At 62.5% G+C, this 22,621-nt stretch carries 18 protein-coding genes; 8 read left to right on the top strand and 10 right to left on the bottom strand.

The window, feature by feature from the left end; genetic code table 11:
- Positions 1-59: 59 nt before the first annotated feature.
- Positions 60-1,664, top strand: coding sequence for a response regulator (locus HU764_RS11005; RefSeq protein ID WP_186678170.1), 1,605 nt, complete (start codon positions 60-62; stop codon positions 1,662-1,664).
- A 6-nt stretch (positions 1,665-1,670) separates the two neighbouring features.
- Here the strand turns inward: HU764_RS11005 and HU764_RS11000 are convergent, their stop codons facing one another.
- Positions 1,671-3,743, bottom strand: coding sequence for a hybrid sensor histidine kinase/response regulator (locus HU764_RS11000; RefSeq protein WP_186703769.1), 2,073 nt, complete (start codon positions 3,741-3,743; stop codon positions 1,671-1,673).
- A 151-nt stretch (positions 3,744-3,894) separates the two neighbouring features.
- Between HU764_RS11000 and HU764_RS10995 the strand changes: the two genes are divergently transcribed.
- Positions 3,895-4,584, top strand: a complete 690-nt coding sequence (locus HU764_RS10995) for a type 1 glutamine amidotransferase domain-containing protein (protein ID WP_186703770.1) — start codon at positions 3,895-3,897, stop codon at positions 4,582-4,584.
- Between the two features lie 132 nt (positions 4,585-4,716).
- The gene (locus HU764_RS10990; protein WP_186678164.1) at positions 4,717-5,523 is read left to right on the top strand and encodes a CSS-motif domain-containing protein; all 807 of its coding nucleotides are present in this window, start codon (positions 4,717-4,719) and stop codon (positions 5,521-5,523) included.
- 18 nt (positions 5,524-5,541) lie between these two features.
- Here the strand turns inward: HU764_RS10990 and hppD are convergent, their stop codons facing one another.
- On the bottom strand, positions 5,542-6,618 hold the full coding sequence (gene hppD, locus HU764_RS10985; RefSeq protein WP_027593423.1) for a 4-hydroxyphenylpyruvate dioxygenase: 1,077 nt from the start codon (positions 6,616-6,618) through the stop codon (positions 5,542-5,544).
- A gap of 301 nt (positions 6,619-6,919) precedes the next feature.
- Here hppD and HU764_RS10980 point away from each other — a divergent pair, with 301 nt between their 5' ends.
- Both HU764_RS10980 and rarD read left to right on the top strand, forming a co-directional pair.
- Positions 6,920-8,506, top strand: coding sequence for an EAL domain-containing protein (locus HU764_RS10980; protein WP_186678161.1), 1,587 nt, complete (start codon positions 6,920-6,922; stop codon positions 8,504-8,506).
- Between the two features lie 33 nt (positions 8,507-8,539).
- Positions 8,540-9,427 (top strand): EamA family transporter RarD, encoded by an 888-nt coding sequence (gene rarD, locus HU764_RS10975; RefSeq protein WP_099454293.1) that lies wholly within the window; start codon positions 8,540-8,542, stop codon positions 9,425-9,427.
- Here the strand turns inward: rarD and HU764_RS10970 are convergent.
- On the bottom strand, positions 9,390-10,961 hold the full coding sequence (locus tag HU764_RS10970; RefSeq protein WP_027593426.1) for a TerC family protein: 1,572 nt from the start codon (positions 10,959-10,961) through the stop codon (positions 9,390-9,392). The two genes, rarD and HU764_RS10970, sit on opposite strands and share 38 nt — an antisense overlap.
- A gap of 250 nt (positions 10,962-11,211) precedes the next feature.
- Here HU764_RS10970 and HU764_RS10965 point away from each other — a divergent pair, with 250 nt between their 5' ends.
- A complete protein-coding gene (locus HU764_RS10965; protein WP_186703771.1) occupies positions 11,212-11,793 on the top strand; it encodes a LysE family translocator in 582 nt (193 codons plus the stop codon).
- Here HU764_RS10965 and HU764_RS10960 read toward each other — a convergent pair.
- From HU764_RS10960 to HU764_RS10940, 5 genes are all read right to left on the bottom strand, one after another.
- Positions 11,778-12,554, bottom strand: coding sequence for an AraC family transcriptional regulator (locus tag HU764_RS10960; protein ID WP_186703772.1), 777 nt, complete (start codon positions 12,552-12,554; stop codon positions 11,778-11,780). The genes HU764_RS10965 and HU764_RS10960 overlap by 16 nt on opposite strands.
- Before the next feature lie 10 nt (positions 12,555-12,564).
- Positions 12,565-13,107, bottom strand: coding sequence for a helix-turn-helix domain-containing protein (locus tag HU764_RS10955; RefSeq protein ID WP_186703773.1), 543 nt, complete (start codon positions 13,105-13,107; stop codon positions 12,565-12,567).
- A gap of 96 nt (positions 13,108-13,203) precedes the next feature.
- A complete protein-coding gene (locus HU764_RS10950) occupies positions 13,204-14,655 on the bottom strand; it encodes a short-chain fatty acid transporter (RefSeq protein ID WP_172960356.1) in 1,452 nt (483 codons plus the stop codon).
- Positions 14,656-14,728: 73 nt separating this feature from the next.
- Complete coding sequence (locus HU764_RS10945; protein ID WP_027593431.1) at positions 14,729-15,385, bottom strand: CoA transferase subunit B; 657 nt, start codon at positions 15,383-15,385, stop codon at positions 14,729-14,731.
- A gap of 35 nt (positions 15,386-15,420) precedes the next feature.
- Complete coding sequence (locus tag HU764_RS10940) at positions 15,421-16,119, bottom strand: CoA transferase subunit A (RefSeq protein ID WP_027593432.1); 699 nt, start codon at positions 16,117-16,119, stop codon at positions 15,421-15,423.
- A 140-nt stretch (positions 16,120-16,259) separates the two neighbouring features.
- Here HU764_RS10940 and HU764_RS10935 point away from each other — a divergent pair, with 140 nt between their 5' ends.
- Positions 16,260-17,165 carry a LysR family transcriptional regulator gene (locus HU764_RS10935; RefSeq protein ID WP_186703774.1) on the top strand — a complete coding sequence of 302 codons (906 nt, stop codon included), beginning with the start codon at positions 16,260-16,262 and terminating at the stop codon, positions 17,163-17,165.
- A complete protein-coding gene (locus tag HU764_RS10930) occupies positions 17,153-17,974 on the top strand; it encodes an aldo/keto reductase (RefSeq protein WP_186678137.1) in 822 nt (273 codons plus the stop codon). Before HU764_RS10935 ends, HU764_RS10930 begins: the two co-directional genes overlap by 13 nt.
- A 144-nt stretch (positions 17,975-18,118) precedes the next feature.
- Here the strand turns inward: HU764_RS10930 and HU764_RS10925 are convergent, their stop codons facing one another.
- The gene (locus HU764_RS10925; protein ID WP_186703775.1) at positions 18,119-21,199 is read right to left on the bottom strand and encodes an error-prone DNA polymerase; all 3,081 of its coding nucleotides are present in this window, start codon (positions 21,197-21,199) and stop codon (positions 18,119-18,121) included.
- Positions 21,196-22,614 carry a Y-family DNA polymerase gene (locus tag HU764_RS10920; RefSeq protein WP_186678130.1) on the bottom strand — a complete coding sequence of 473 codons (1,419 nt, stop codon included), beginning with the start codon at positions 22,612-22,614 and terminating at the stop codon, positions 21,196-21,198. Before HU764_RS10920 ends, HU764_RS10925 begins: the two co-directional genes overlap by 4 nt.
- Positions 22,615-22,621 lie beyond the last annotated feature (7 nt).

The following is a 22,621-nucleotide window of genomic DNA, read 5'->3' as shown; positions in this document are numbered from 1 at the left end:
ATCGAACCACTGGCGGCAGGCCAAGCCTTGGCCCTGCCCATTGTCACAGGAGCGTCGCTTTGGCCAGTTCGTTGGCGCTGGACGAACGTGCCTTGATCCTGGCACCCCCGCAACTTGCCGCGGATACCGCGCGTCTACTGGCGTCCGCTGGCATCGAGAGCCTGTGCACCCTCGACATCGCCAACCTGCACGCCTGCCTGATCGAAGGCGCAGCCTTGGTCATCATCGCCGAACAACATTTCAGCAATGGCCCGAGCGTACCGTTGCAGGGGTTTATCGACCAACAGCCCAGCTGGTCCGACCTGCCCATCTTGTTGATCATGGACTTGGCCGCCACTGCCACCCGGCCTTCTCACCCGCCTGACGGTAACCTGATGCAGTTGCTCTGCCCGCTTGATCACGGGCAAGTGCTGCAGCTGGCGCGTATCGCGCAGCGCAACCGCCGCCATCAATACCGGGCACGTGATCAGCTTTCAGCACTGCAACAGCGGATGGACGCCCGCAGCCAGGAACAGCACAGCAACGAGTTTGCCCGCACACAAATTCGCAAGATGGAAGCTGTCGGCCAGTTGGCCGGTGGCATTGCCCATGATTTCAACAACCTGCTGACGAGTATCGGCGGCAGCTTCGAACTGATCGAGCGACGCTTGAACAAAGGCCGAAGCGACAGCCTGGAAGGCATTTTGCGCATGGGCCAGGAGGCCGTGTCACGCGCAGGAAAATTGACCCATCGGCTGCTGGCCTTTTCCAGCCGGCAATCGCTGCACAGCCAGCGGGTCGACCTGCATGCACTGCTGGAGGCGAAGCGCCTGAACGCTGGCCTGACCCACTCGGTGACCCTACAACTGCACGTGCCCAACGACCTGTGGGCCGTGGAGGCCGATGATGGGCAACTGCGCGAAGCCCTCGACAACCTGCTGCTCAATGCCTGCGAAGCCATGCCGACCGGCGGCCTGCTGCGTATCGAGGCCAGCAACCAGCAGATCGAGGCCGAGCAGTTCGCCGACGGCGCCTTGAACAGCGGTGATTACCTGCGCCTGCGCATCATCGACAACGGCCAGGGTATGTCGCAGAGCACGTTGGAACATGCTTTCGAGCCGTTTTTCAGCACCAAACCCGTCGGCCAGGGCATCGGCCTTGGCCTTTCCATGGTGTATGGCTTCAGCAAGCAGTCGCATGGGCATGTCACCCTGCTGAGCAAGATCGGCCATGGCACCCAGGTCGACCTGTACTTGCCGCGGCACGTCGGCGAGGCGATGCCCAAACGCCCAGCCCTCGCACCTGCGCCTGACAGCACGGGCCACACTGTGCTGGTGGTCGAAGACGACCCGCATGTGCGCCAGTTACTGTGTCAGGCACTGAGTGAAGACGGCTTCCCTTGCCAAACCGCCGCCAACGCCAATGAAGCCCTGCAGATCCTGCGGTCGTCGCAACGGATCGACCTGTTGGTCAGCGATGTTGGCCTGCCGGGCATGAATGGGCGGCAACTGGCGGAGATCGCACGTACCTTGCGGCCACGCCTGCCGGTGCTGTTCATTACCGGGTACGCGGAAACAGCCATGGCGCGCGAGGGCTTCCTCGGCGCTGGCATGCACCTTATCTGCAAGCCATTTGAGCTCAAGCAGTTGCAGGCGCAGGTGACGCAGATTCTTGGCAAGCCCTGAACCGGTTCAACCGTCTAGCATGTGCAAAGCCTGGTTCGCTAAGTGCTCCAGCGCGAACGGCTTGAGCATCAATGCGGTGCCCGGCTGATCGAGCAGTTGGGCTTCGATCGGCTGGTCGGTGTAGCCGGTGATGAACAAAATCTTCTGCGACGGCACGATCATGCGGATTGCCTTGGCGACTTGCCGCCCGCTAAACCCGCCCGGCAAACCGATATCCGTGATTACCAGATCAAAAGGCCCGTCATGGCGGAAGCGATCCAGCGCTGAATTGGCATCTTGAACGTCACAGATGGCAAACCCGCGTTCGATGAGAAACTCGCGCATCAGTGCACGCAGGTTGAGTTCGTCATCGATCAACAACACGCGCTGGCCTTGCGCGCGATTAACGCTTGGCAGGCATACCAGTGGCTCTTCCGGAACCGGCGCCAGGCTACGCGGAAACAGCATGGAGACTTTTGTCCCTTGGCCTTGGGTCGACTCGATCCACACATAGCCACCCGACTGCCCGACAAAGCCATAGACCATCGGCAGGCCAAGCCCCGATCCCCGTCCCAGTGGTTTGGTCGTGAAGAAGGGTTCAAAGGCCTTGGCGACCTCAGCGGCCGACATCCCGTGGCCGTCATCCTCGACATGCAAGGCCACATAGTCGCCAGGTGGCAGCCCGTTCTCATCCGGGAAATGCGTCGCCAAGCGTTCGTTGACCGTTCTGATCCAGACACTGCCGCGCTCAAGGCACGCTTCACGGGCATTCGCGCACAGGTTGATCAAGGCATTTTCAAACTGGGTGACATCGACGCTGACAGCCCAGGGGGTGACGTCCAGCTCCCACTGCAGGCTCATTTCCGCGCCCAGCGCCTGCTGCAGCAAGGGCTCGATCAGAGACAGCTGTCGGTTGACATTAAGTGGCCTGGCATCCAGCGGCTGGTTGCTGGAAAACGCCAACAGCCGGTGGGTGAGGTTCATGGCCCGTTGCACAGAGTCTCGCGCCAGTTCCACATAGGTCTCAATGCGCTCCAGGCGCCCTTGTAGCAAGCGGCGTTGCAACAACTCGAGGCTGCCACCGATGCCTGACAGCAAGTTGTTCATTTCATGGGCCATGCCGCCTGCCAGTTGGCCAACCACCTCCAAACGCTCACTGTTGCGCAACAAGGCCTCGGACTGGCGTGTGGCTTCTTCGCGGTCTGCGGTGATGTCGCGGCCGACGGCGGTCAGTAAGTTGCCATCGAATGTAGCGGACCAGCTAAACCAGCGGTAGTGGCCGTCCTGGTGGCGCAGGCGGATATCGATCTGCTCAGCCTCCTGACCCTGCACAAAGCTGGAGACCGCCACCTGCACTTCAGCGCGGTCCGCTGGGTGGATCAGCTCCAGTATCGACATGTTCTGTACCAACGCCTCACTCCAGCCCAGGATGCGGTGCCAAGCGGGGTTGGCCGCGTGCAGCGTCAGCTCGCGAGTAACGATCATCATGGCATCACGGGACAATCGCCAGATTTGATCCCGATCGGCCATGTAGCGCTCAAGCTGTTTTTCAAAGGCCGTCGCCTGCTCGCGCCAATGATGGTGCGCCTCGACACTGGCCTTGGTTTCGATGACCGTGTGTAGAAAACCCGCAACGCCACCCTGCTCATCCCGAATCGGCGAGTAGCCGAGGGCACACCACAAGGGGTCGTTGACGTTGCCGCGCTCGATGCGTAGCGGCGGGTCTTCGACGAAACTCGAACGGCCTTCGAGGGCCTTGAACACCCAGGGCCCCATGCCCTGCCAGGCATCGTTCCAGAGCACGTCGAACGCCTGCCCCAATGCGTCCTGGCCATCGCCCCGGAGCATCCGATAGGCGTCGTTATGGACCACGCTCAGGTCCGCCCCCCACACCACCGCACACGGGAATGGCGACACTTGCATCATGTCGACGGCAATGCGCAGCGAGGCCGGCCAGCGTGGCAGCGGCCCCAGCGAAGTACGGCCCCAATCGAATTGGGCAATGCGTTCGCCCATGGGATCAGCTGATGCTGGGTTGGGCGCCAGCAGCATGACCTGCGGCTCAGCCTCGCGCGGAGTACCGTTTGCGACCAATCTCATGACTCCAATGGCTGATGGGTGGCGACGTTGTTCACGTTAGCACAGCATGCGCTGCATTTATGGCGTACCGGCAGGTGGCAGCTATGCTGATTAGGTTTTCCACTGAGCCATGGAATAGCGGTCCCTTTAGGTTGCCGATGGGAGTGTGGTCATGAGCAAGAAGAAGATGCTGGTAGTGCTGACCAATACGGCCAAGTACCCGACCCTCAAACGGGCAACCGGGCTGTGGTTGGGCGAGGCCGTGCATTTTGTCGAAAAAGTCGAGAAGGCCGGCTACGACGTCGATTATGTCAGCCCCAGCGGCGGCTATGTGCCGATCGACCCGCACAGCCTGCAAATGGCACCTGACCTGGACTGGAAGTGGTACGACGACAAGGACTTCATGACACGTCTGGGTGCCACACTCAGCCCGGGGCTGGTCAAGGCTGACGACTATAGCGTCATCTATTACACCGGTGGGCACGGGGTCATGTACGACTTTGCCAATGACCAGCCGCTGCAAGAACTTGCGCGCAAGATCTACGAGAATAAAGGCGTTGTGGCGGCCGTTTGCCACGGCGTTGTCGGCCTTTTGAACATCAAGCTCAGTGACAACAGCCTGCTGCTGAAAGACCGTCAGGTCACCGGTTTTTCCAACATCGAGGAACAACTGGTGGAACTGGACAAGGTTGTGCCTTTTCTCACCGAAAACGAACTGGTTGCCAGGGGCGGTATTTACAGCAAGCACGATGACCCGTGGAAACCTTACGTGGTGAGCGACGATCGGCTGATTACTGGGCAAAACCCAGATTCCACTGCAACGTTGGCTGAAAAGGTACTCGCAAGACTCGAAGCAAAGTGACGGCTTACGCCTGATTACTTCATTTCTCGAAGCGCAGGCCGCACGCGGACTACATCCGACACGCAATTGATTACATAGGCTCCCAGACTACCTGCCCACCACGGGCAACCTCAGACTGGAGAACAATAGCCTATGTCGAAAATCATGCATGCCGGGCGCAGTTTGCTGGAATTGCTGCTCATCATGGCCATTGGGCTGGTGCCGGTGGTGTCCGGGTTGCTGGTCATGGTGTTTCAGCTGGAGAAAAAGCTCGAAGAAAATGCACAGATCTCCGTGCAGGAAGCGGTATTCACCATCGATAAAGTGCTGGACCGCATGCAAAGCACCGTTATCCTCGCCCAGCCTGTTGCAGGCAAGGCGTGCGCCGAAGTCCACAGCACCCTGCAGGAGCAGGTAGCCCGTGACCCCTTGCTACGCTCGTTGACCTTGGTGCGCGACCAGGAAGCGTACTGCAGCACCCACTCGGACTCCCTCGACCATCTTTCGGCCTTCGCTCAATCCGGGCAACAGGTTGAACTCGCGCTCGATTCGCCAGCATTACCCGCTACGCTGGTGACCCACTTTCAGGAACCGGGCAACAACCCGAGCGTGATCGTGACAGGCTATGCCACTGAACTGCGCAACGAACTGCGGGCTTTTCAGGATGGCCTGACACTGCTTCTGGAGTTCGGCGACCAGTACATCTGGAGCCATGGAGACAGCCGCGAACCGCATCGGCCTTCGCAGTCCGAGTATGCCCAAAGGGCGCTCTCCGAGAGGTATGGGTATGCGGTGAGGGGCGGTTATGCCAGAGGCTATACGGCGCAAGAAATCCGCCAATCGATGTTGCAGGTCCTGCCCTCGCTGGTACTGGTAGGCATCGTGACCGGCTCGATCGTCTACTGGGGTTTGTTCAGGGCGCGTCGCAACAAGCGTGGTACCGCCGCCGAAGCGGCATGACGGCGGTACCAGCACCTATCAATCGGTACTCAATACACCGCGGCGAACCTGGTCCCGTTCGATGGATTCGAACAGGGCCTTGAAGTTACCTTCGCCAAAGCCATCATCACCCTTGCGCTGGATGAACTCGAAGAATACCGGCCCAAGCAAGGTCTCCGAGAAGATCTGAAGCAGCAAACGCTTGTCGCCCTGCTCTGCAGCGCCATCGAGCAGGATGCCGCGCGCTTGCAGTTGGTCGACAGGTTCACCGTGGCCTGGCAGGCGCTCTTCGAGCATCTCGTAGTAGGTCTGCGGCGGCGGGGTCATGAAGCGCATGCCGATGCCCTTCAGGGCATCCCAGGTCTTGAGCAGGTCGTCGGTCAGGAAGGCCACGTGCTGAATGCCTTCGCCGTTGAACTGCATCAGGAACTCTTCGATCTGCCCGGCGCCCTTGGACGATTCTTCGTTGAGCGGGATGCGGATCATGCCATCGGGTGCGGTCATGGCACGCGAGGTCAGGCCGGTGTACTCACCCTTGATATCGAAGTAGCGGATCTCGCGGAAGTTGAACAGCTTCTCGTAGAACCCGGCCCAGTAGGCCATCCGCCCACGGTAAACGTTATGGGTCAGGTGATCGATGATCTTCAGGCCCGCGCCCACCGGGTTGCGGTCTACGCCTTCGATGAAATTGAAATCGATGTCGTAGATCGAGCTGCCTTCTTCAAAGCGGTCGATCAGGTACAGCGGCGCGCCACCGATACCCTTGATCGCGGGCAGGCGCAGCTCCATCGGGCCGGTTTCGATTTCGACCGGCTGAGCGCCCAGTTCCAGGGCGCGGGCATAGGCTTCGTGAGCATTGCGAACGCGGAACGCCATGCCACAGACCGACGGGCCGTGTTCGGCGGCAAAATACGAGGCGATGCTCTTGGGTTCGTTGTTCAGAATAAGGTTGATGCCGCCCTGACGGTACAGGTGCACGTCTTTGGAGCGGTGGGTGGCGACCTTGGTGAAACCGAGTATCTGGAAAACCGGCTCGAGCACGCCAGGGGTCGGCGATGCCAGCTCGATGAACTCGAAGCCCATCAGGCCCATTGGATTTTCGAAAATATCAGCCATGTTCTTGTCCTCATCTACAGCGAAAAATTAGTGATTTCCGGGGATGTAGAACAGAACAGGCGGTGAGCACGGGATGCCACGCACGCTGCGAGCGAGGAAGCCACCAATGATCAGTTTGAACCCATGGTTTGTCATATGGACCCATTCTCGGCGGGCTTGATTCTCCCGAATGTGGAGAACCTTATTGTTGTATTCGTAACTGGATTCTACAGTGCGTAAATTGGTTTGTCGCGCTTTAGTTCGCCCGTGCCCCCGACAAACGGCTATCCTCTGCACGTTCTCTTCAACAGATTAGGCCAGTATGCCCCTCACCCGTAAAAGCCGCGCCGGCTGGAGTTGGCGCACCCTGCTGCCTTGGGCGATCGGCGTGCTCCCGGTAGCCTGCGGCCTGGGGGTGATGAATTGGCAGATTGACCGTGAACTGCATGCCAACAGCCATGCCACTGCCGCTCAGGTGATCGACCATGTCGAGCGTATTCTCGACACGGCGTCCAGTACGGCACAAGCGCTGCTGCCGTTGGCAGGCGACCCGTGCGCGCAGGTGCAACTGGCCCTGCGCGGCCAGGTCACGCGTAATGCCTTTGTGCGCTCCACCAACCTGTTCCAGCACAACACGCTCTATTGCTCCTCGCTGTTCGGTGAGTTCGATGAGGCCGTCGACGCTGGCGACTACGCCAACGGCACGCTGTGGTTGATGGATGGCAACTCGGTAACGCCGGGCCATGCCCTGCTGGTGTATCGGGCCAGCGACGGCGATCGTGGCGCGATCACTACCGTCGATGGCGACCACTTGCTCACGGCACTGCGCCTGATCGGCCCGGACGAAACGCTGCAGATCCGCGTCGGTAAGGATTGGATGGGCAAGGACGGTGCTGTCCACGAAGGCTCACCGCCCACGGCAGCGACTGCCGCGGTGACGTTGAGCTCAACCCGCTACCCGTTCAGCGTGTACGGCGGCTATGGCGCCGACAAGCAAGGCCAACTGCTACTCAGCCATTACCCCGCCCTGCTTAGCCTGCTGCTGATACTCGGCGCGGTAGCCGGGGCGGTGTGCCACTGGCAAGTCCGCCGCGCCACTTCGCCGCGCGTCGAACTGCAGCGCGCCCTGGAGGCCGACGAGTTTCTGCCGTACTTTCAGCCGGTGGTACGCAAGGGGGATTACCAGTGGGCCGGTGCCGAAGTGCTGATGCGCTGGAACCACCCCCGCGAAGGCCTGGTGCGCCCCGATCTGTTCATCCCCTACGCCGAGCACAGCGGCCAGATCGTCGCCATGACCCGCGCGCTGATGCTGCATACCGCACAGAGCCTGGCGCCGTATGCCGCGCTGCTGGAGGATGGCTTCCACATTGGCATCAACATCACCGCTGACCATTGCCGCGACCTGAGCCTGCTCGACGATTGCCGGACCTTTCTTCAGCACTTTCCGCCAGGCCGTGTGGCGCTGACCCTGGAACTGACCGAGCGCAAGCTGATCGAAGCCACGCCGGTGACCCTTGACCTGTTCGAGAAGCTGCATGAAATGGGCGTGATGATTGCGTTGGACGATTTCGGCACTGGCCAGTCGAGCCTCAACTACCTGCGCCAGTTCAAGGTCGATTACCTGAAGATCGACCAAAGCTTCGTTGCCATGGTTGGGGGTGACGCATTGTCGTTGCACATCCTCGACACCATTATCGAGCTGTCGGGCAAACTGGGCCTGGGCATCGTCGCCGAAGGCGTCGAAACCGAGACCCAGCGCGACTACCTGGCCCGGCATAACGTCGACTTCCAGCAAGGCTACCTGTTCGCCAAGCCCATGCCGGCTGAGGCGTTCCTCGAAGCGCTGGCCGCTCGCCAAGGCGTCTCGCGGTTGCCGCAGGACGCGCCCCCTGAGATCATGCGCGGCTGATCCAGCCGCCCAACTCTCCCATTCGAGGCATTCGTGTCAAAAGGCATCCTTTCATCAGTCATGGCGTCGTGCTTGTTCGCCGTGATGTACTTCTATACCTCCCTGCTCACGCCGCTCGATGGTGAGGAAATCTTTGGCTGGCGTACGCTGCTGACGCTGCCTTGCCTGACGCTGTTCATGCTGGTTTCGAAGGACTGGCAACGTGTCGGTGAGCTGCTGGGGCGGGTACGGCGCACCCCGGTGCTGCTGCTGGGGATGGTCGGTACGTCCTGGCTGATGGGGGTGCAACTGTGGCTGTTCCTCTGGGCGCCGTTGCACGGGCGTAGCCTGGAGGTCTCGATGGGCTACTTCCTGCTGCCACTGACCATGGTCTTGACCGGGCGCCTGGTCTACGGCGAGCGCCTGTCGCACTTGCAGAAAATCGCCGTGTGCTGCGCTGCGCTGGGTGTCGGGCACGAGCTGTACCAACATGGCAGCTTCGCCTGGGAAACCTTGGTGGTGATGATCGGTTACCCGATCTACTTCGTGCTGCGCCGACGCTGCCGCACCGACCACCTGGGCGGTTTGTGGTGCGACATGTGCCTGCTGTTGCCGTGGGCCCTGTACTTCGTGATCCAGGGGCCGTTGTCACCTGCGGACCTGCAGATGCACCCCGGCCTTTACGCCTTGATCCCGGTACTGGGGGCGATCAGCGCATCGGCCCTGATCGCCTACGTGTTGGCCAGCCGCCTGTTGCCGTTCAGCCTGTTTGGCCTGCTCAGCTACGTCGAGCCGGTATTGCTGGTGGGCGTGGCCCTGCTGCTGGGTGAGAGCATTGGCCCGGATCAGTGGCTGACCTACCTGCCGATCTGGGCCGCAGTGCTGGTGCTGGTGCTCGAAGGCTTCAAGCACCTGCTGCGTCAGCGTCGCCGCTCGGTATAAGCCGCACCTGGCGCACGCGCCGCTCCTCAACCGCCTCCACGGTCAGCGTCCAGCCATTCCAGGCCAGGCGATCCCCCACCATAGGCAGGCGGTCCAGCAAGCTCATCACCAGGCCCGCGAGGGTCTGGTAGTCCTCGGTAGCACGCGCGCTGAAACCGGTACGCGCCTGCACCTGGCTGAGGTTAAGGGCACCGCTGACGACAAAGCCATCTCCCTCTTCGACGATACCCGGCCCTTCTACCTCACTCGCATCCGGCAGCTCACCGGCGATCGACTCGAGGATATCGGTCATGGTCAACAGGCCGGTGAAGTCACCGAATTCGTTGACCACGAAGGCAATATGGGTCGATTGACCGCGCATCTGCTCAAGGGCGTTGAGGATGCTGAAGCTTTCCAGCAGGTTCAACGGCGCCCGGGCCATGCGCTCCAGGTCTGGCTGGCTGCCTGACAGCAATTCCTTGAGCAGCTCCTTCTTGTGCACGAAGCCCAGTGGTTCATCGATGCGGCCGTCGCGGATCAGCGGCAGGCGCGAGTACGGCGAATTGGCCAAGGCTTCGGTAATGGCTGCGGCCGGCAGCGCCAAGTCAATCACATCGACCTCGGTGCGCGCGGTCATCACCGTGCGGATCGGCCGCTCGGCAAGGTTCAGCACACCGCTGATCATCACCCGCTCACGGCGGTCGAACAGCACCTCTTCACCACCGCCCTCGACCAGGTCGGCGATTTCTTCCCCTACCTCGTCAGCCTCGACCCGACGGCCGCCCAGCAGGCGCAATACCGCATGGGCCGTGCGCTCACGCAGCGGCTTGTGCTGCTGCAGGCTGCGCTTGCGGCGCGCACGGGCCAGCTGGTTGAACACCTCGATAAGGATCGAGAAGCCGATGGCCGCATACAGGTAGCCTTTCGGGATATGGAAGCCCAGGCCTTCGGCGGTCAGGCTGAAACCGATCATCATCAGGAAGCCCAGGCACAGCATGATCACAGTCGGGTGGGCGTTGACGAAGCGGGTCAGCGGCTTGCTGGCGACAATCATGATGCCGATCGAGAAGATCACCGCGATCATCATGATCGACAGCTGCTCGACCATGCCCACGGCCGTGATCACAGCGTCCAGCGAGAACACCGCATCAAGCACCACGATCTGCGCGACGATCGGCCAGAACGCCGCGTGACGGACCGCACCGCTGGCCTGGGTGACATGCCCTTCAAGCCGTTCGTGCAGCTCCATGGTGGCCTTGAACAGCAGGAACACACCGCCGAACAGCATGATCAGGTCACGGCCCGAGAAGCTCTTGCCGAATACCTCGAACAGCGGCGCGGTCAGCGTCACCATCCACGAGATACTTGCCAACAGGCCCAGGCGCATGATCAGCGCCAGGCTCAAACCGATGATCCGCGCACGGTCACGCTGATGCGGCGGCAGTTTATCGGCCAGGATGGCGATGAACACAAGGTTGTCGATACCCAGCACCAGCTCGAGGACGATAAGCGTCAACAGGCCTAGCCAGGCCGTGGGGTCGGCTAGCCATTCCATTAGCGGGTACTCACGAGGGAAGCGTCACAAGGACAGGTAAAAGGTGGCCGAGAAGGCCAAGGACAGGGGGGTTCCGCGAAGGTGCTCATAGGTACCTGAATAGAAATTGGGTAAGAGATCCTACAATCACAGCCTGTTTTTCTGACAGTGAGAAACTATTACAAAACCTGTAACAGGGGACTTTCATTCAATACAGCTGACGCCCTGCGCCTGAAGAATAGCGTCAACTTCCACCACCTGGATTACACCCATGAGCCTGTCTTTGTCCATGGCCGCCTTTGCGCTGGCCGCCTCGATTTCCCCTGGCCCAGTCAACATCGTCGCCCTGGGCAGCGGTGCCCGGCATGGTTTGCGCGCAAGCCTGGCGCACGTGGCCGGGGCCACGCTGGGTTTCTGCCTGTTGCTGGTACTGGTCGGGCTGGGCCTGCATGAACTGCTGTTGCGCTGGCCACTGCTGGGGGTGCTGCTGCACGGGGGAGGTATCGCGTTTTTGCTGTACATGGCGTGGAAGCTGGCCCGCGACGATGGCCGCTTGGGCAGCGATCATGCACAGCCCGCCCCGTCTGCCTGGCAGGGCGCGGCCATGCAGTGGCTCAACCCCAAGGCGTGGTTGGCGGCGGTGGCAGGTGTCGGCGCCTACACAGGGGGCGACCAACAACTGTTGTGGTTGTTCACCTGGATCTATGGGCCGATCTGTTTCGTCTCGGTGGCCAGTTGGGCATGGGCTGGCAGTGTGATTCGCCAATGCCTGGGCAACCCACGGCGTATGCGCTTGTTGAACCGAGGGCTGGCCTTATTGCTGGTGGGCAGCGCGGTTTACCTGCTGCGATAATGCCCCGGCGTCGCAGCCAAATGCCGCTTGAAGGCACGCTGCAGGTGCGCCTGGTCGGCGAAGCCTGCTGCCAGGGCCGCGTCGGCAATCGAACTGCCCTGGCGCAGTTGCGCGCGCGCGCACTGCACACGCTGGTCAAGCAGGTAGTCGTGGGGCGTTAGCCCAAAACGCTGGCGAAACGCGCGGATCAGGTAGGCGCGGGACAAGCCGCAGGCTTGGCAGATGTCTTCAAGGTCTAGCGGGTCGGTACGGTGTGCGCGGATGAAGGCCGCGGCGGCTTCCAGCCGAGGATGATCCGGCTTGGGTGCCCCAGGCTCGCCACCCAGCGCGCTCGACAGCCTCTGGAAGAACGCCGCAAGCCGGGCTTCGCGATCACCCAGGTTTTCGTCGAACAGGTCGGCAAACACCTGCAGCAAGGCGCTGTAGAGGGCCGGCGAGGTACTGGCAACCTGCGCCGGCAACTGGAAGCCGAGCCTCTGCAACCACGCTACGTCAACGAACAGCATCAGGTAGGACCAGGCCTCGCCCTCGATGGGGTTGCAGGTGTGCACCACCCCTGGGTTCATCAGCACCGTGGTGCCCGCGCTGACTTCGATCCGGCTGTCAGCGCTCAGGTAGGTGCTGCGCCCACCGGTGATGGCGCCGATGGAAAAGCTCTCATGGGAATGGGCGGCATAACACACCTGGCGCCCGTCCCCGACCCGCCGAGCCTCGACGAAGGGCAATGCTGGATCGCGCCAGAACCGCGACACCTCGATCATCGCCCTGCCCTCATTCGCCGTTGTCGTGTACCACCACCAGCAACTGCGCCGGGCGCGGCCCGACTGAACGCAAGCGGTGAGGTGTCTGGGCGTTGAAATGCAAGGCGTCGCCCTGCTCCAGCAGCACCCGTTCGTTCATGAAATCGACCTCAACCTGCCCGGCATGGACGAACAGAAACTCCTCGCCCTGGTGTTCCTTGAACGTCGGGTCACTGAACTCGGTGGGCGGCTGAATCAGAAACGGCAGCAGGCTGCGCTGCCCTACCTGGCTGGTCAGCGCCGCATAGCCTGGCCCTTCGCCGTCGCCCACCAGCGCCTGGCGTTCAGCGTGGCGCACCAGGCTGTAACGGCTCTGCGCGGCGTGTTCTTCAGCGAACAGCTCTTCGACATTGACGTTCAGCGCCCGCGCCAGTTTCAGCGCGGCAGCGATCGACGGCGTGTTCAAGCCGCGCTCGACTTTGGACAGGTAGCTTTTGGTCATGCCGGTCTTGTCGGCCAGCACTTCCAGGGTGATACCCAGTTTCTTTCTCAGCAGTTTCAATCGGATCGACATGTGAAGCAGTTTCCCAGGCGAAGGCAGATGCAAGGCTCGCGCACACCGATGATACGTGGAGTGCGCGCGAAATGCTGGCCTTGACCGGGCAAATTCTCACGGCATCACGGGCGGCACGTACTGCAAGGTCGTGCCCAGTGCCCACAGCAGCACCAGCACCAGGGGCGCATGCACCAGCAACTGCACGAACGAGAAGCCGATCAGGTCGCGCGCCTTGAGGCCCAGTACCCCCAACAACGGCAGCATGTAAAACGGGTTGATCAGGTTTGGCAGCGCCTCGGCGGCGTTGTAGATCTGCACCGCCCAGCCCAGGTGGTATTGCAAGTCATTGGCCACCAGCATCACGTAGGGCGCCTCGATGATCCACTTGCCACCGCCCGAAGGGATGAAGAAGCCGAGCACAGCCGAGTACACCCCCATCAGCACCGCGTAGGTGTCGTGGGAGGCGATCTGCACGAAGAAGGTGGAGATGTGATGGGCCAGCGTCTGTTCGTCCACCCCTTTGACCTGGGTGAGGACCGCCGCAATCGAGCCATACAGCGGGAACTGGATCAGCACCCCGGTGGTGGTCGGCACCGCGCGGGCCACCGCATCGAGGAAGCTGCGCGGGCGCCAGTGCAACAGGGCACCCAGCATGATGAACAGGAAGTTATAGGTGTTCAGCCCGGAGATGGCCGTGATGGCGGGCTTGGTGGCGAACTCCTGATACAGCCAGCCACCGGCCAGGGCTACCAGCAGCAAGGTCAGGATGGGGCTGTACTCCAGCCACTCACCGGGCCGGCTGCGCTGGGCCGGTGGCGGCGCGGTAAAGCTTGGGTCGACACCGCATTGTTGCGCGGTACGGGCACTGCTAGGGCCTGGTGCGGTGGCATAAGCCACCACCAGCGACACGATCACCAACGCCGCCAGCAGGACGCCGGACTGCCAGAGGAAGATGGTCTCGGTGAACGGAATCACCCCGGTGATCGACAGAATCGACGGTGGCAAACTGGCCGGGTTGGCCTGCAATTGCGCCGCCGAAGACGACAGGCCCAATGCCCATACCGCGCCAAGGCCCAGGTAAGCCGCAGCACCGGCTGCACGGTAATCCATGTTCAGGTCGCTGCGCCGAGCCAGGGCGCGCACCAGCAAGCCACCGAACACCAGCGACAGGCCCCAGTTGAGCAACGAGGCCAGCATCGAGATCAGCGCCACCCAGCACACGGCCGAGCGGCCGTTCTTGGGAATGCGTGCCAAACGGTCGATCAGCCGCGCGGCAGGCGGTGAGCTGGCCACCACGTAGCCGCCGATGACCACGAATGCCATCTGCATGGTGAACGGGATCAGGCTCCAGAAGCCATCACCAAAGGCCTTGGCGGTGTCGGTCGGTTTGGCGCCCATGGCAAGGGCCCCCACGCACACCAGTACGACGGCCAGGGCAGCGAATACCCAGGAATCAGGGAACCAGCGTTCGGCCCAGTTGGAGCAGCGCAGGGCAAAGCGGGCGGAGCGGCTGTCTTGGATTTCAGCGGCCACGATCAACTTCCTTTTATTGGTTTTATCGGACATTTCTACAGCAACGCAAAAAACCTGTAGGCGCAGCCTTGTGCTGCCCCTACAGGTTGAATGACCCGCTTGCGGGTTAGAAGGTCATTTCTTTCACATCATCCGGCACGATCAGCTTGCCGGCGGTCTTCTCGATGATTTCTTCAACGCTCACCCCCGGCGCAGTCTCGCGCAGGATAAAGGCGCCATTGTCGATTTCCAGGTAGGCCAGGTCGGTCAGCACCTTGCGGATGCAACCGGCACCGGTCAGCGGTAGGCTGCAGCGCGGCAGCAGCTTGGACTCACCGTCCTTGGACGCGTGGGTCATGGTCACGATGATATTGTCGGCACCGGCCACCAGGTCCATGGCACCGCCCATGCCCTTGACCAACTTGCCGGGGATCATCCACGACGCGATGTTGCCTTGCACATCCACTTCGAAGGCGCCGAGCACGGTGAGGTCGACGTGGCCACCGCGGATCATGGCGAACGATTGCGCCGAATCGAAGATCGACGCGCCACGGCGAGCGGTGACGGTTTGCTTGCCGGCGTTGATCATGTCGGCATCGATCGTGCTCTCGGTGGGGAATTCGCCCATGCCGAGCAAGCCGTTTTCCGACTGCAACATCACATCCATGTCAGCGGGTACGTAGTTGGCCACCAAGGTCGGGATGCCGATGCCGAGGTTGACGTAGTAGCCGTCCTTCAGTTCACGGGCGACGCGTTGCGCCATCTGTTCGCGGGTCAGTGCCATGGTCAGGATCTCTTTGTTGTTCTGAAGGATGGCGCTCAGGCCTTGACGGTGCGCTTTTCGATACGCTTTTCGAAGGTGCCAACAATCACGCGGTCAACGAAAATACCCGGGGTGTGAATCTCACTGGGCAGCAGCACGCCCGGCTCGACGATCTCTTCCACTTCGACCACGGTGATCTTGCCGGCCGTGGCCGCCAGCGGGTTGAAGTTTTGCGCGGTGTTGCGGTACACCACGTTGCCGTAGTGGTCGGCCTTCCAGCCCTTGACGATGGCAAAGTCGCCTGTGATGGACTCTTCGAGAATGTAGTGGCGGCCCTTGAATTCACGCACCTCTTTGCCATCGGCGACCGGGGTGCCGTAGCCCGTGGCGGTGTAGAACGCCGGGATGCCAGCACCACCGGCGCGCATTTTTTCGGCGAGGGTACCTTGTGGGGTCAGTTCGACTTCCAGCTCACCACTGAGCAGTTGGCGTTCGAATTCGGCGTTTTCGCCGACATAGGAGGCGATCATCTTGCGAATCTGCCGGTCTTGCAGCAATACGCCGAGGCCGAAACCGTCGACACCGCAGTTGTTCGACACCACGGTCAGGCCCTTGACGCCACGGCGCTTGATCTCGTTGATGAGGTTTTCCGGGATGCCACACAGGCCAAAACCACCGGCCAATACCGTCATGTTGTCGGTCAGGCCGTCGAGGGCCTCTTCATACGTTGCTACGCGCTTGTCCAGTCCGGCCATGTTGATCCGCCTTTTGTAGTTGTTGAACCGACGAGGCTGTCGGTGAGCGTGTGCCCCCATCTTCACCTTAGTCGACTGATTTGTTAATTTTGTTTTCATCATCGATTGATAACTTTTTCAAAACAACGATCAGGGCCGTCATGAACGTCAAGCAACTCCGCGCCTTCGTCGCCGTGGCCAAGTACCAGAGCTTCGCCCAGGCCGGTGAACACCTGCATGTATCGCAACCGGCGTTGAGCCTGACCATCAAGGCGCTTGAGGAAAACCTCGGCGGCGCCCTGCTCAGCCGCACCACCCGCAGTGTCAGCCTGACTGCCGAAGGTGAGGTACTGCTGCCGCTGGCCCGGCGCCTGCTGGCCGACTGGGACGACACCGAAGAAATGCTGCGCCAGCGTTTCACCCTGCAACTGGGGCGTGTTTCGGTGGCGGCCATACCGGCCTTCGCCGGTAACCTGCTGCCGCACACCCTCAAGGTGTTTCGCCAGCGCTACCCGAAAGTCAACGTCACCGTGCATGACGTGATCAACGAGCAAGTACAGGAACTGGTGCGCCACCGTCGCGTCGAACTGGGCATCGGCTTCGAACCGGACAACACCGATGGCCTGGACTTCTACCCCCTGTACATGGACCGCTTCGTCGCCGTGGTGCCCGCCGACTCGCCACTGGCCGGGCTGCCCCAGGTCAGTTGGGCGCAACTGCTGGCCGAAGACTTCATCGCGTTGCAGCGCCCGTCGGCGGTTCGTCTGTTGATGGAACAGAACGTCGCGGCCAGCCATGGCAAGTTGGCGGTGGCATTCGAGAGCCATCAACTGTCGACCGTTGGCCGCATGGTTGCCAGCGGCCTGGGCGTCAGCGCGGTGCCGGCGCTGTGTATCAACCAGATGCAGGAGCTCGGTGCCCGCTGCGTGCCGCTGGTCGAGCCCGCCGTGGAGCGGCGCATGGGTGTCATCGCGCTCAGTGAGCACAAACTGTCCACCGCAGCGCAGGCGCTGCTCGAGGTACTGCTTTCCCATACCCAGATCCCGGAGGTGACATGCGATACGTGAAACTGGCAGGTTCGAAGGTGCCGGCCATTGGCCAGGGCACGTGGTACATGGGTGAAGACCCTGGCCGCCGGGCCGCTGAAGTGGCAGCCCTGCAACAAGGTATCGAGCTGGGCCTGAGCCTGATCGATACGGCTGAAATGTATGCCGAGGGCGGCGCAGAGCAAGTAGTTGGCCACGCCATCGCCGGGCGCCGCGACCAGGTGTTTCTGGTCAGCAAGGTCTACCCGCACAATGCCAGCCAGCGCGGCGTGCCTGCCGCCTGCGAGCGTAGCCTAAAACGCCTAGGCACTGACTGCATCGACCTGTACCTGCTGCACTGGCGTGGCCAGCATCCGCTGGAGGAAACCGTCGAAGCGTTCGAGCGGTTGCGCGAACAAGGCAAGATCAAGCGTTGGGGGGTGTCCAATTTCGATGTCGATGACTTGCGCGAACTGCACAACCCCGATTGCGCCACTAACCAAGTGCTGTACAACCCGGTGCAACGCGGCATCGAATTCGACCTGCTGCCGTGGAGCCAGAAACGCGCCTTGCCGACCATGGCGTATTGCCCATTGGCCCAGGCCGGGCAGTTGTTGCAGCACCCTGTGCTGGCCGAGATCGCCGAGCGCCACGGTGCGACACCGGCCCAGGTCAGCCTGGCCTGGGTGACCCGTGATGAGGGGGTGATTGCCATTCCCAAGGCGGTAAACCCAGAGCATGTGCGACTGAATGCGGCGGCCGGCTTGCTGACCCTGAGCAGCGAAGACCTGCGGGCGATTGACCGAGCATTCCCAGTACCGACCCGCAAGCAACGCTTGGCGATGGTCTGAAGCCCTTGCCTAACCCTTGTAGGAGCAGCCTTGCGCTGCGAAGAGGCCGGCGATACCAGAGAAGATCTGCTGAAGTTGTCACCGGCCTCTTCGCAGCGCAAGGCTGCTCCTACAACGGTCAACGCAACAGGCAACGCTGGCAGGCTAATGAAAATCGCGGCTGCGCACATCCAGCCCCTGCAGCAAGGTGCTGATATCCTCCAGCCGCCGCGCAATCAGGTGACGCACCCCGTTCTCCTGCTCCAGCCGCCCGCTCACCTTGAGCAATTGCGCCCCCACCAACGCCCGCCTCTGCCGCTCGGCCAAGTCACGCCAGACCACCACGTTGACCATGCCGTACTCATCCTCCAGCGTCACGAACGTCACCCCGCTGGCCGTCTGCGGGCGTTGCCTGCCCACCACCAGCCCGGCCACGGCAATGTTGTCGCCATGCTCGACAGCTGACAGCTCGTGCGAACTGCGGCAACCCAACGCTCGCAAACGAGGGCGCAGCAGCCGCAACGGGTGGGGCCCAAGCGTGGTGCCCAGGGTCTGGTAGTCGGCAACCAGGTCCTCGCCGACAGTCGGTGCAGGCAACGCAACCACGACCTCAGGTAACGCTTCGACCTCTGCGAACAAGGGCAACTGTGGCTGCACCGCCGCCACCTGCCAACGCGCCTGATGACGGTCACGCGCCAAAGCCCTCAGGGCCCCGGCATCAGCCAGACGGGCACGGGCGCGGTGGTCGAGCCCTGCACGCAGGCACAAGTCTTCAACATCGCGCCAAGGCCGTTGCGCCCTCGCCTGCTCCAGACGCCGGGCGTCAGCTTCGGCAAAACCACGGACCTGCCGCAGCCCCAAGCGTATGGCCAGCGCGTGTTCACCCACCGGTTCAAGCGTGCAATCCCATTCGCTGTGAAACACATCCACCGGCCGCACCTCGACGCCCTGGCGCCGGGCGTCCTGCAGCAGTTGGTCAGGGCTGTAAAAGCCCATCGGCCAGCTGTTGACCAGCGCGCAGGTGAAAATGGCCGGCTCATGGCATTTGAGCCAGCTGCTCGCGTAACACAGCAAGGCGAAACTGGCCGCGTGGGACTCGGGGAAGCCATAGCTGCCAAACCCCTTGATCTGCTCGAAGATGCGCTCGGCAAACGACCGTTCGTAACCATTGCGCAACATGCCTTGAATCAGCCGTTCGCGGTGCGGCTCCAGCCCGCCGTGGCGCTTCCAGGCCGCCATGCTGCGGCGTAGCTGGTCGGCCTCGCCCGGGCTGTAATCGGCAGCCACCATCGCCAGCTCCATCACCTGTTCCTGAAACAACGGCACACCCAGGGTGCGCTCGAACACTTCCTGCAATTTAGGCGAGGGGTATGTCACGGGCTCCTGCTTCAGGCGCCGGCGCAAATACGGGTGGACCATGTCACCCTGAATCGGCCCGGGGCGCACGATGGCCACCTCGATGACCAGATCGTAGAACGTGACGGGCTTGAGCCGCGGCAACATGGCCATCTGCGCCCGAGATTCGATCTGGAACACGCCCATGGTTTCGGCTCGGCTGATCATCGCGTAGGTGGCTGGGTCCTCCCCCGGGATGCTTGCCAGCGTCAATTGCCGGCCCCGGTGGCGCTGCAGCAGGTCGAAGCAGCGGCGCAAGGCACTGAGCATGCCCAGCGCCAGCACATCGACCTTGAGCAAACCGACCATGTCCAGGTCGTCCTTGTCCCACTGGATCACGGTGCGCTCTTGCATGGCGGCGTTTTCCACTGGCACCAGTTGATCCAGCGGCTGCTGCGAGATGACAAAACCGCCAGGGTGTTGCGACAGGTGCCGGGGAAAACCGATCAGCTCACCGGCCAGAACCAGCACCCGCCGCAGCGACGGGCTGCTGGCCTCGAAACCGGCCTCGGCCAGGCGTTGCGCATCGGGGATGCGATCACTCCAGCGGCCACAGCACTTGGCCAGCGCATCCACCTGGTCCGCCGGCAGCCCCAGCACCCGCGCCACATCACGCACCGCACCGGCAGCATGGTAGGTGTTGACCACGGCGGTGAGTGCGGCCCGGTGCCGGCCATAGCGCCGGAACACATACTGGATCACCTCTTCGCGGCGGTCGTGCTCGAAGTCCACGTCGATGTCGGGCGGCTCATTGCGTTCGCGGGACAGAAAGCGCTCGAACAGTAAACGGTGCTCCATGGGGTCGAGTTCGGTAATCCCCAGCACGAAACACACCACCGAGTTGGCGGCCGAGCCCCGGCCCTGGCAGAGGATATGCTGGCTGCGGGCGAAGGCGACGATATCGTGCACGGTCAAAAAATAGCTTTCGTAGGCCAGTTCCTCGATCAGCGCCAGCTCCTTTGCCAGCACCTCGCGCACCTTGTCGCTCGGCCCACCCGGCCAGCGCATCGGCAAGCCGCGCTCGCACAGCTCGCGCAGCCAGCTGGCCGGGGTGTGGCTGTCTGGCACCAATTCACGCGGGTACTGGTACTTCAGTTCGCTCAAGTCGAAACGGCAGCGCTCGGCGATGACCAGGGTCTCGGCCAGCAGGTCGGCCGGGTACAGTTCCTGTAACTGCTCAGGGCTGCGCAGGTGACGCTCGCCATTGGCGTACAGGTAGCGACCCGCTTCGGCCACCTGGCAATGATGGCGGATGGCGGTCATGCAATCTTGCAGGGCACGGCGACCGCGTGCATGCATGTGCACGTCACCGCAGGCCACTGCGCGGATACCGACCTTGCTCGCCAACTGGCGCAGTTTGCCAAGCCGCACCTCGTCATCACTGCCACGGTGCAGGTGCACGGCCAGCCACAGCCGCTCGGCGAACAGCGTGCGCAAACCCTCACCGGGTTCAGGGTCGTCGGCATCCTCGGCAACCCACAGCGCCAGCAAGCCTTGGTGATGCTCGCGCAGGTCCTCGCTGAACAGTTGATAGGCGCCCTTTTCCGCCCGCCGTCGCGCACGGGTAATCAGCGCGCACAGGCTCTGGTAACCGGTGAGGTTTTCCGCCAGCAGCACCAGTTTCGGGCCATCCTGCAGGCGGACTTCGCTGCCGATAATCAGCCGCAGCTGGTGCGCCTTGGCGGCCTGCCAGGCGCGGACGATACCGGCCAAGGTGCACTCATCGGTGATCGCCAGGGCGTCATAGCCCTGCTCGCGCGCACGCTTGAACAACTCATCGGCACTCGACGCCCCCCGCTGGAAGCTGAAGTTCGACAGGCAGTGCAATTCGGCATACCCGAACCGGCTCATGCAAACCAGCCTTGCAACCACAAAGGGCCTGGCTGGCTGAGGTCGCGGTAGGCCCAGCCGCGCAGGCCGTCGCGGGTTTCGATGCGGTAGTAGTCACGGCGCACGTCGCCCCCGTCCCACCAGCCCGACTCGATGCGCTCGGCATGCCCCAGCACACGGTGGCCGGCCGCCTCCAGCGCCACGGGCGCCGGCAACAGCCAGCCGGGGCGGCTACCCGGCAACACCGGCAGGCTGCCTTGGGCGCCCTGCTCTGCCGCTTGCCAGGCACATTCGGGGCGGTGATCGGCCTCGGCGCTCAGCCCCTTGACGGCCTCGTCGCCCAACCGTGCGCGCAAGCGTTCACGCAACTGCTCCCAGGGCTGCGCCTGCTGGGCGCGGGGATCGAACAGCGCCTGGTGCTGGGGCACGAAAGGTGGCAGGTCATCGGCGACCAAGCGCAGGTTGCGTACCGGGGCGGGGATTTGCAGGGGCTCCAGGCGCCCTTTTGCCAGTTCGAAGAGCATGGCAGGGTCACGTTCGGCCGCCAGCAGGCCAACCTTGAGCAACGTGTCCGGCCCTTGGGCATGCTCCAGGTGCAGGCAAAAACGCTGCACGCCACAATCGCGCCCAGCCAGGAACGCGCCGAGGTCGTTGAGCATTCTGCGCAGCGGGAACAACAACGCCTGGTGCGACTCCACGTCGAAGTTCAGCTCCAGGCGCGACTCGAAGCGGTCCGGCGGCTGGTAGAAGCCCAGCCCCAGGGTACGCAGGCCGAGCAGTTGGTCCAAGTGCAACTGGACCTGCGCAGAAAAGCGCTTGGCCAGGGCGTCGCGCGGCAAGGCCAGCACCTGGCCCAACTGGCGCAACCCCATGCGGGCAAAGGCCTCGGCGGCCTCTAGCGGCAAGCCGACACGGTCGATGGGCATCTGTGCCAGCACGGCGCGGGTGGCGTCGGCACAGGTTACCGCCAGGCCATCGTGGCCGTTGGCGAGCATGCGGGCCGCCACCGGGTTGCTGGCCAGCACGATGCGCTGCCGCAAGCCCAACGCGCTGAGCTCCTGGCGCAGGCGTGCCTCGAACAACGGCCAGGGGCCAAACAGCTGCAGGCTGGAGCCGACCTCCAACAACAAAGCCCTTGGGTAATGCAGGCTTACCTGGGCGCTGAAGCGATAGGCCCAGGCTGCCAGCAGCTGTTGCAACTGCTCGATGCGTTTGTCATCGGCCTCTACGCAGGTGAAGCCATCGGCCAAGGCACGCGCCGTGGTCAGGGTTTGCCCGGCACGCAGGCCGAGCGCTGCGGCAGCGGGGTTGACCGCCTGTAGCACACGGCGCTGTGTCGGGCCGCCAATCACTACCAGGGGCGTTTCAGGGTCGTCACGCTCGCGCAGAACAGTGTCCAGCGCCAGCTGTGGCAGCAGAATGCAGGCCCAGAGCATGATGCAT

It is taken from the genome of Pseudomonas kermanshahensis, assembly GCF_014269205.2.
Taxonomy (GTDB): domain Bacteria; phylum Pseudomonadota; class Gammaproteobacteria; order Pseudomonadales; family Pseudomonadaceae; genus Aquipseudomonas; species Aquipseudomonas kermanshahensis.
Note: the sequence above shows the minus strand (reverse complement) of the source record. Positions and strands in the feature narration are given on the sequence as shown.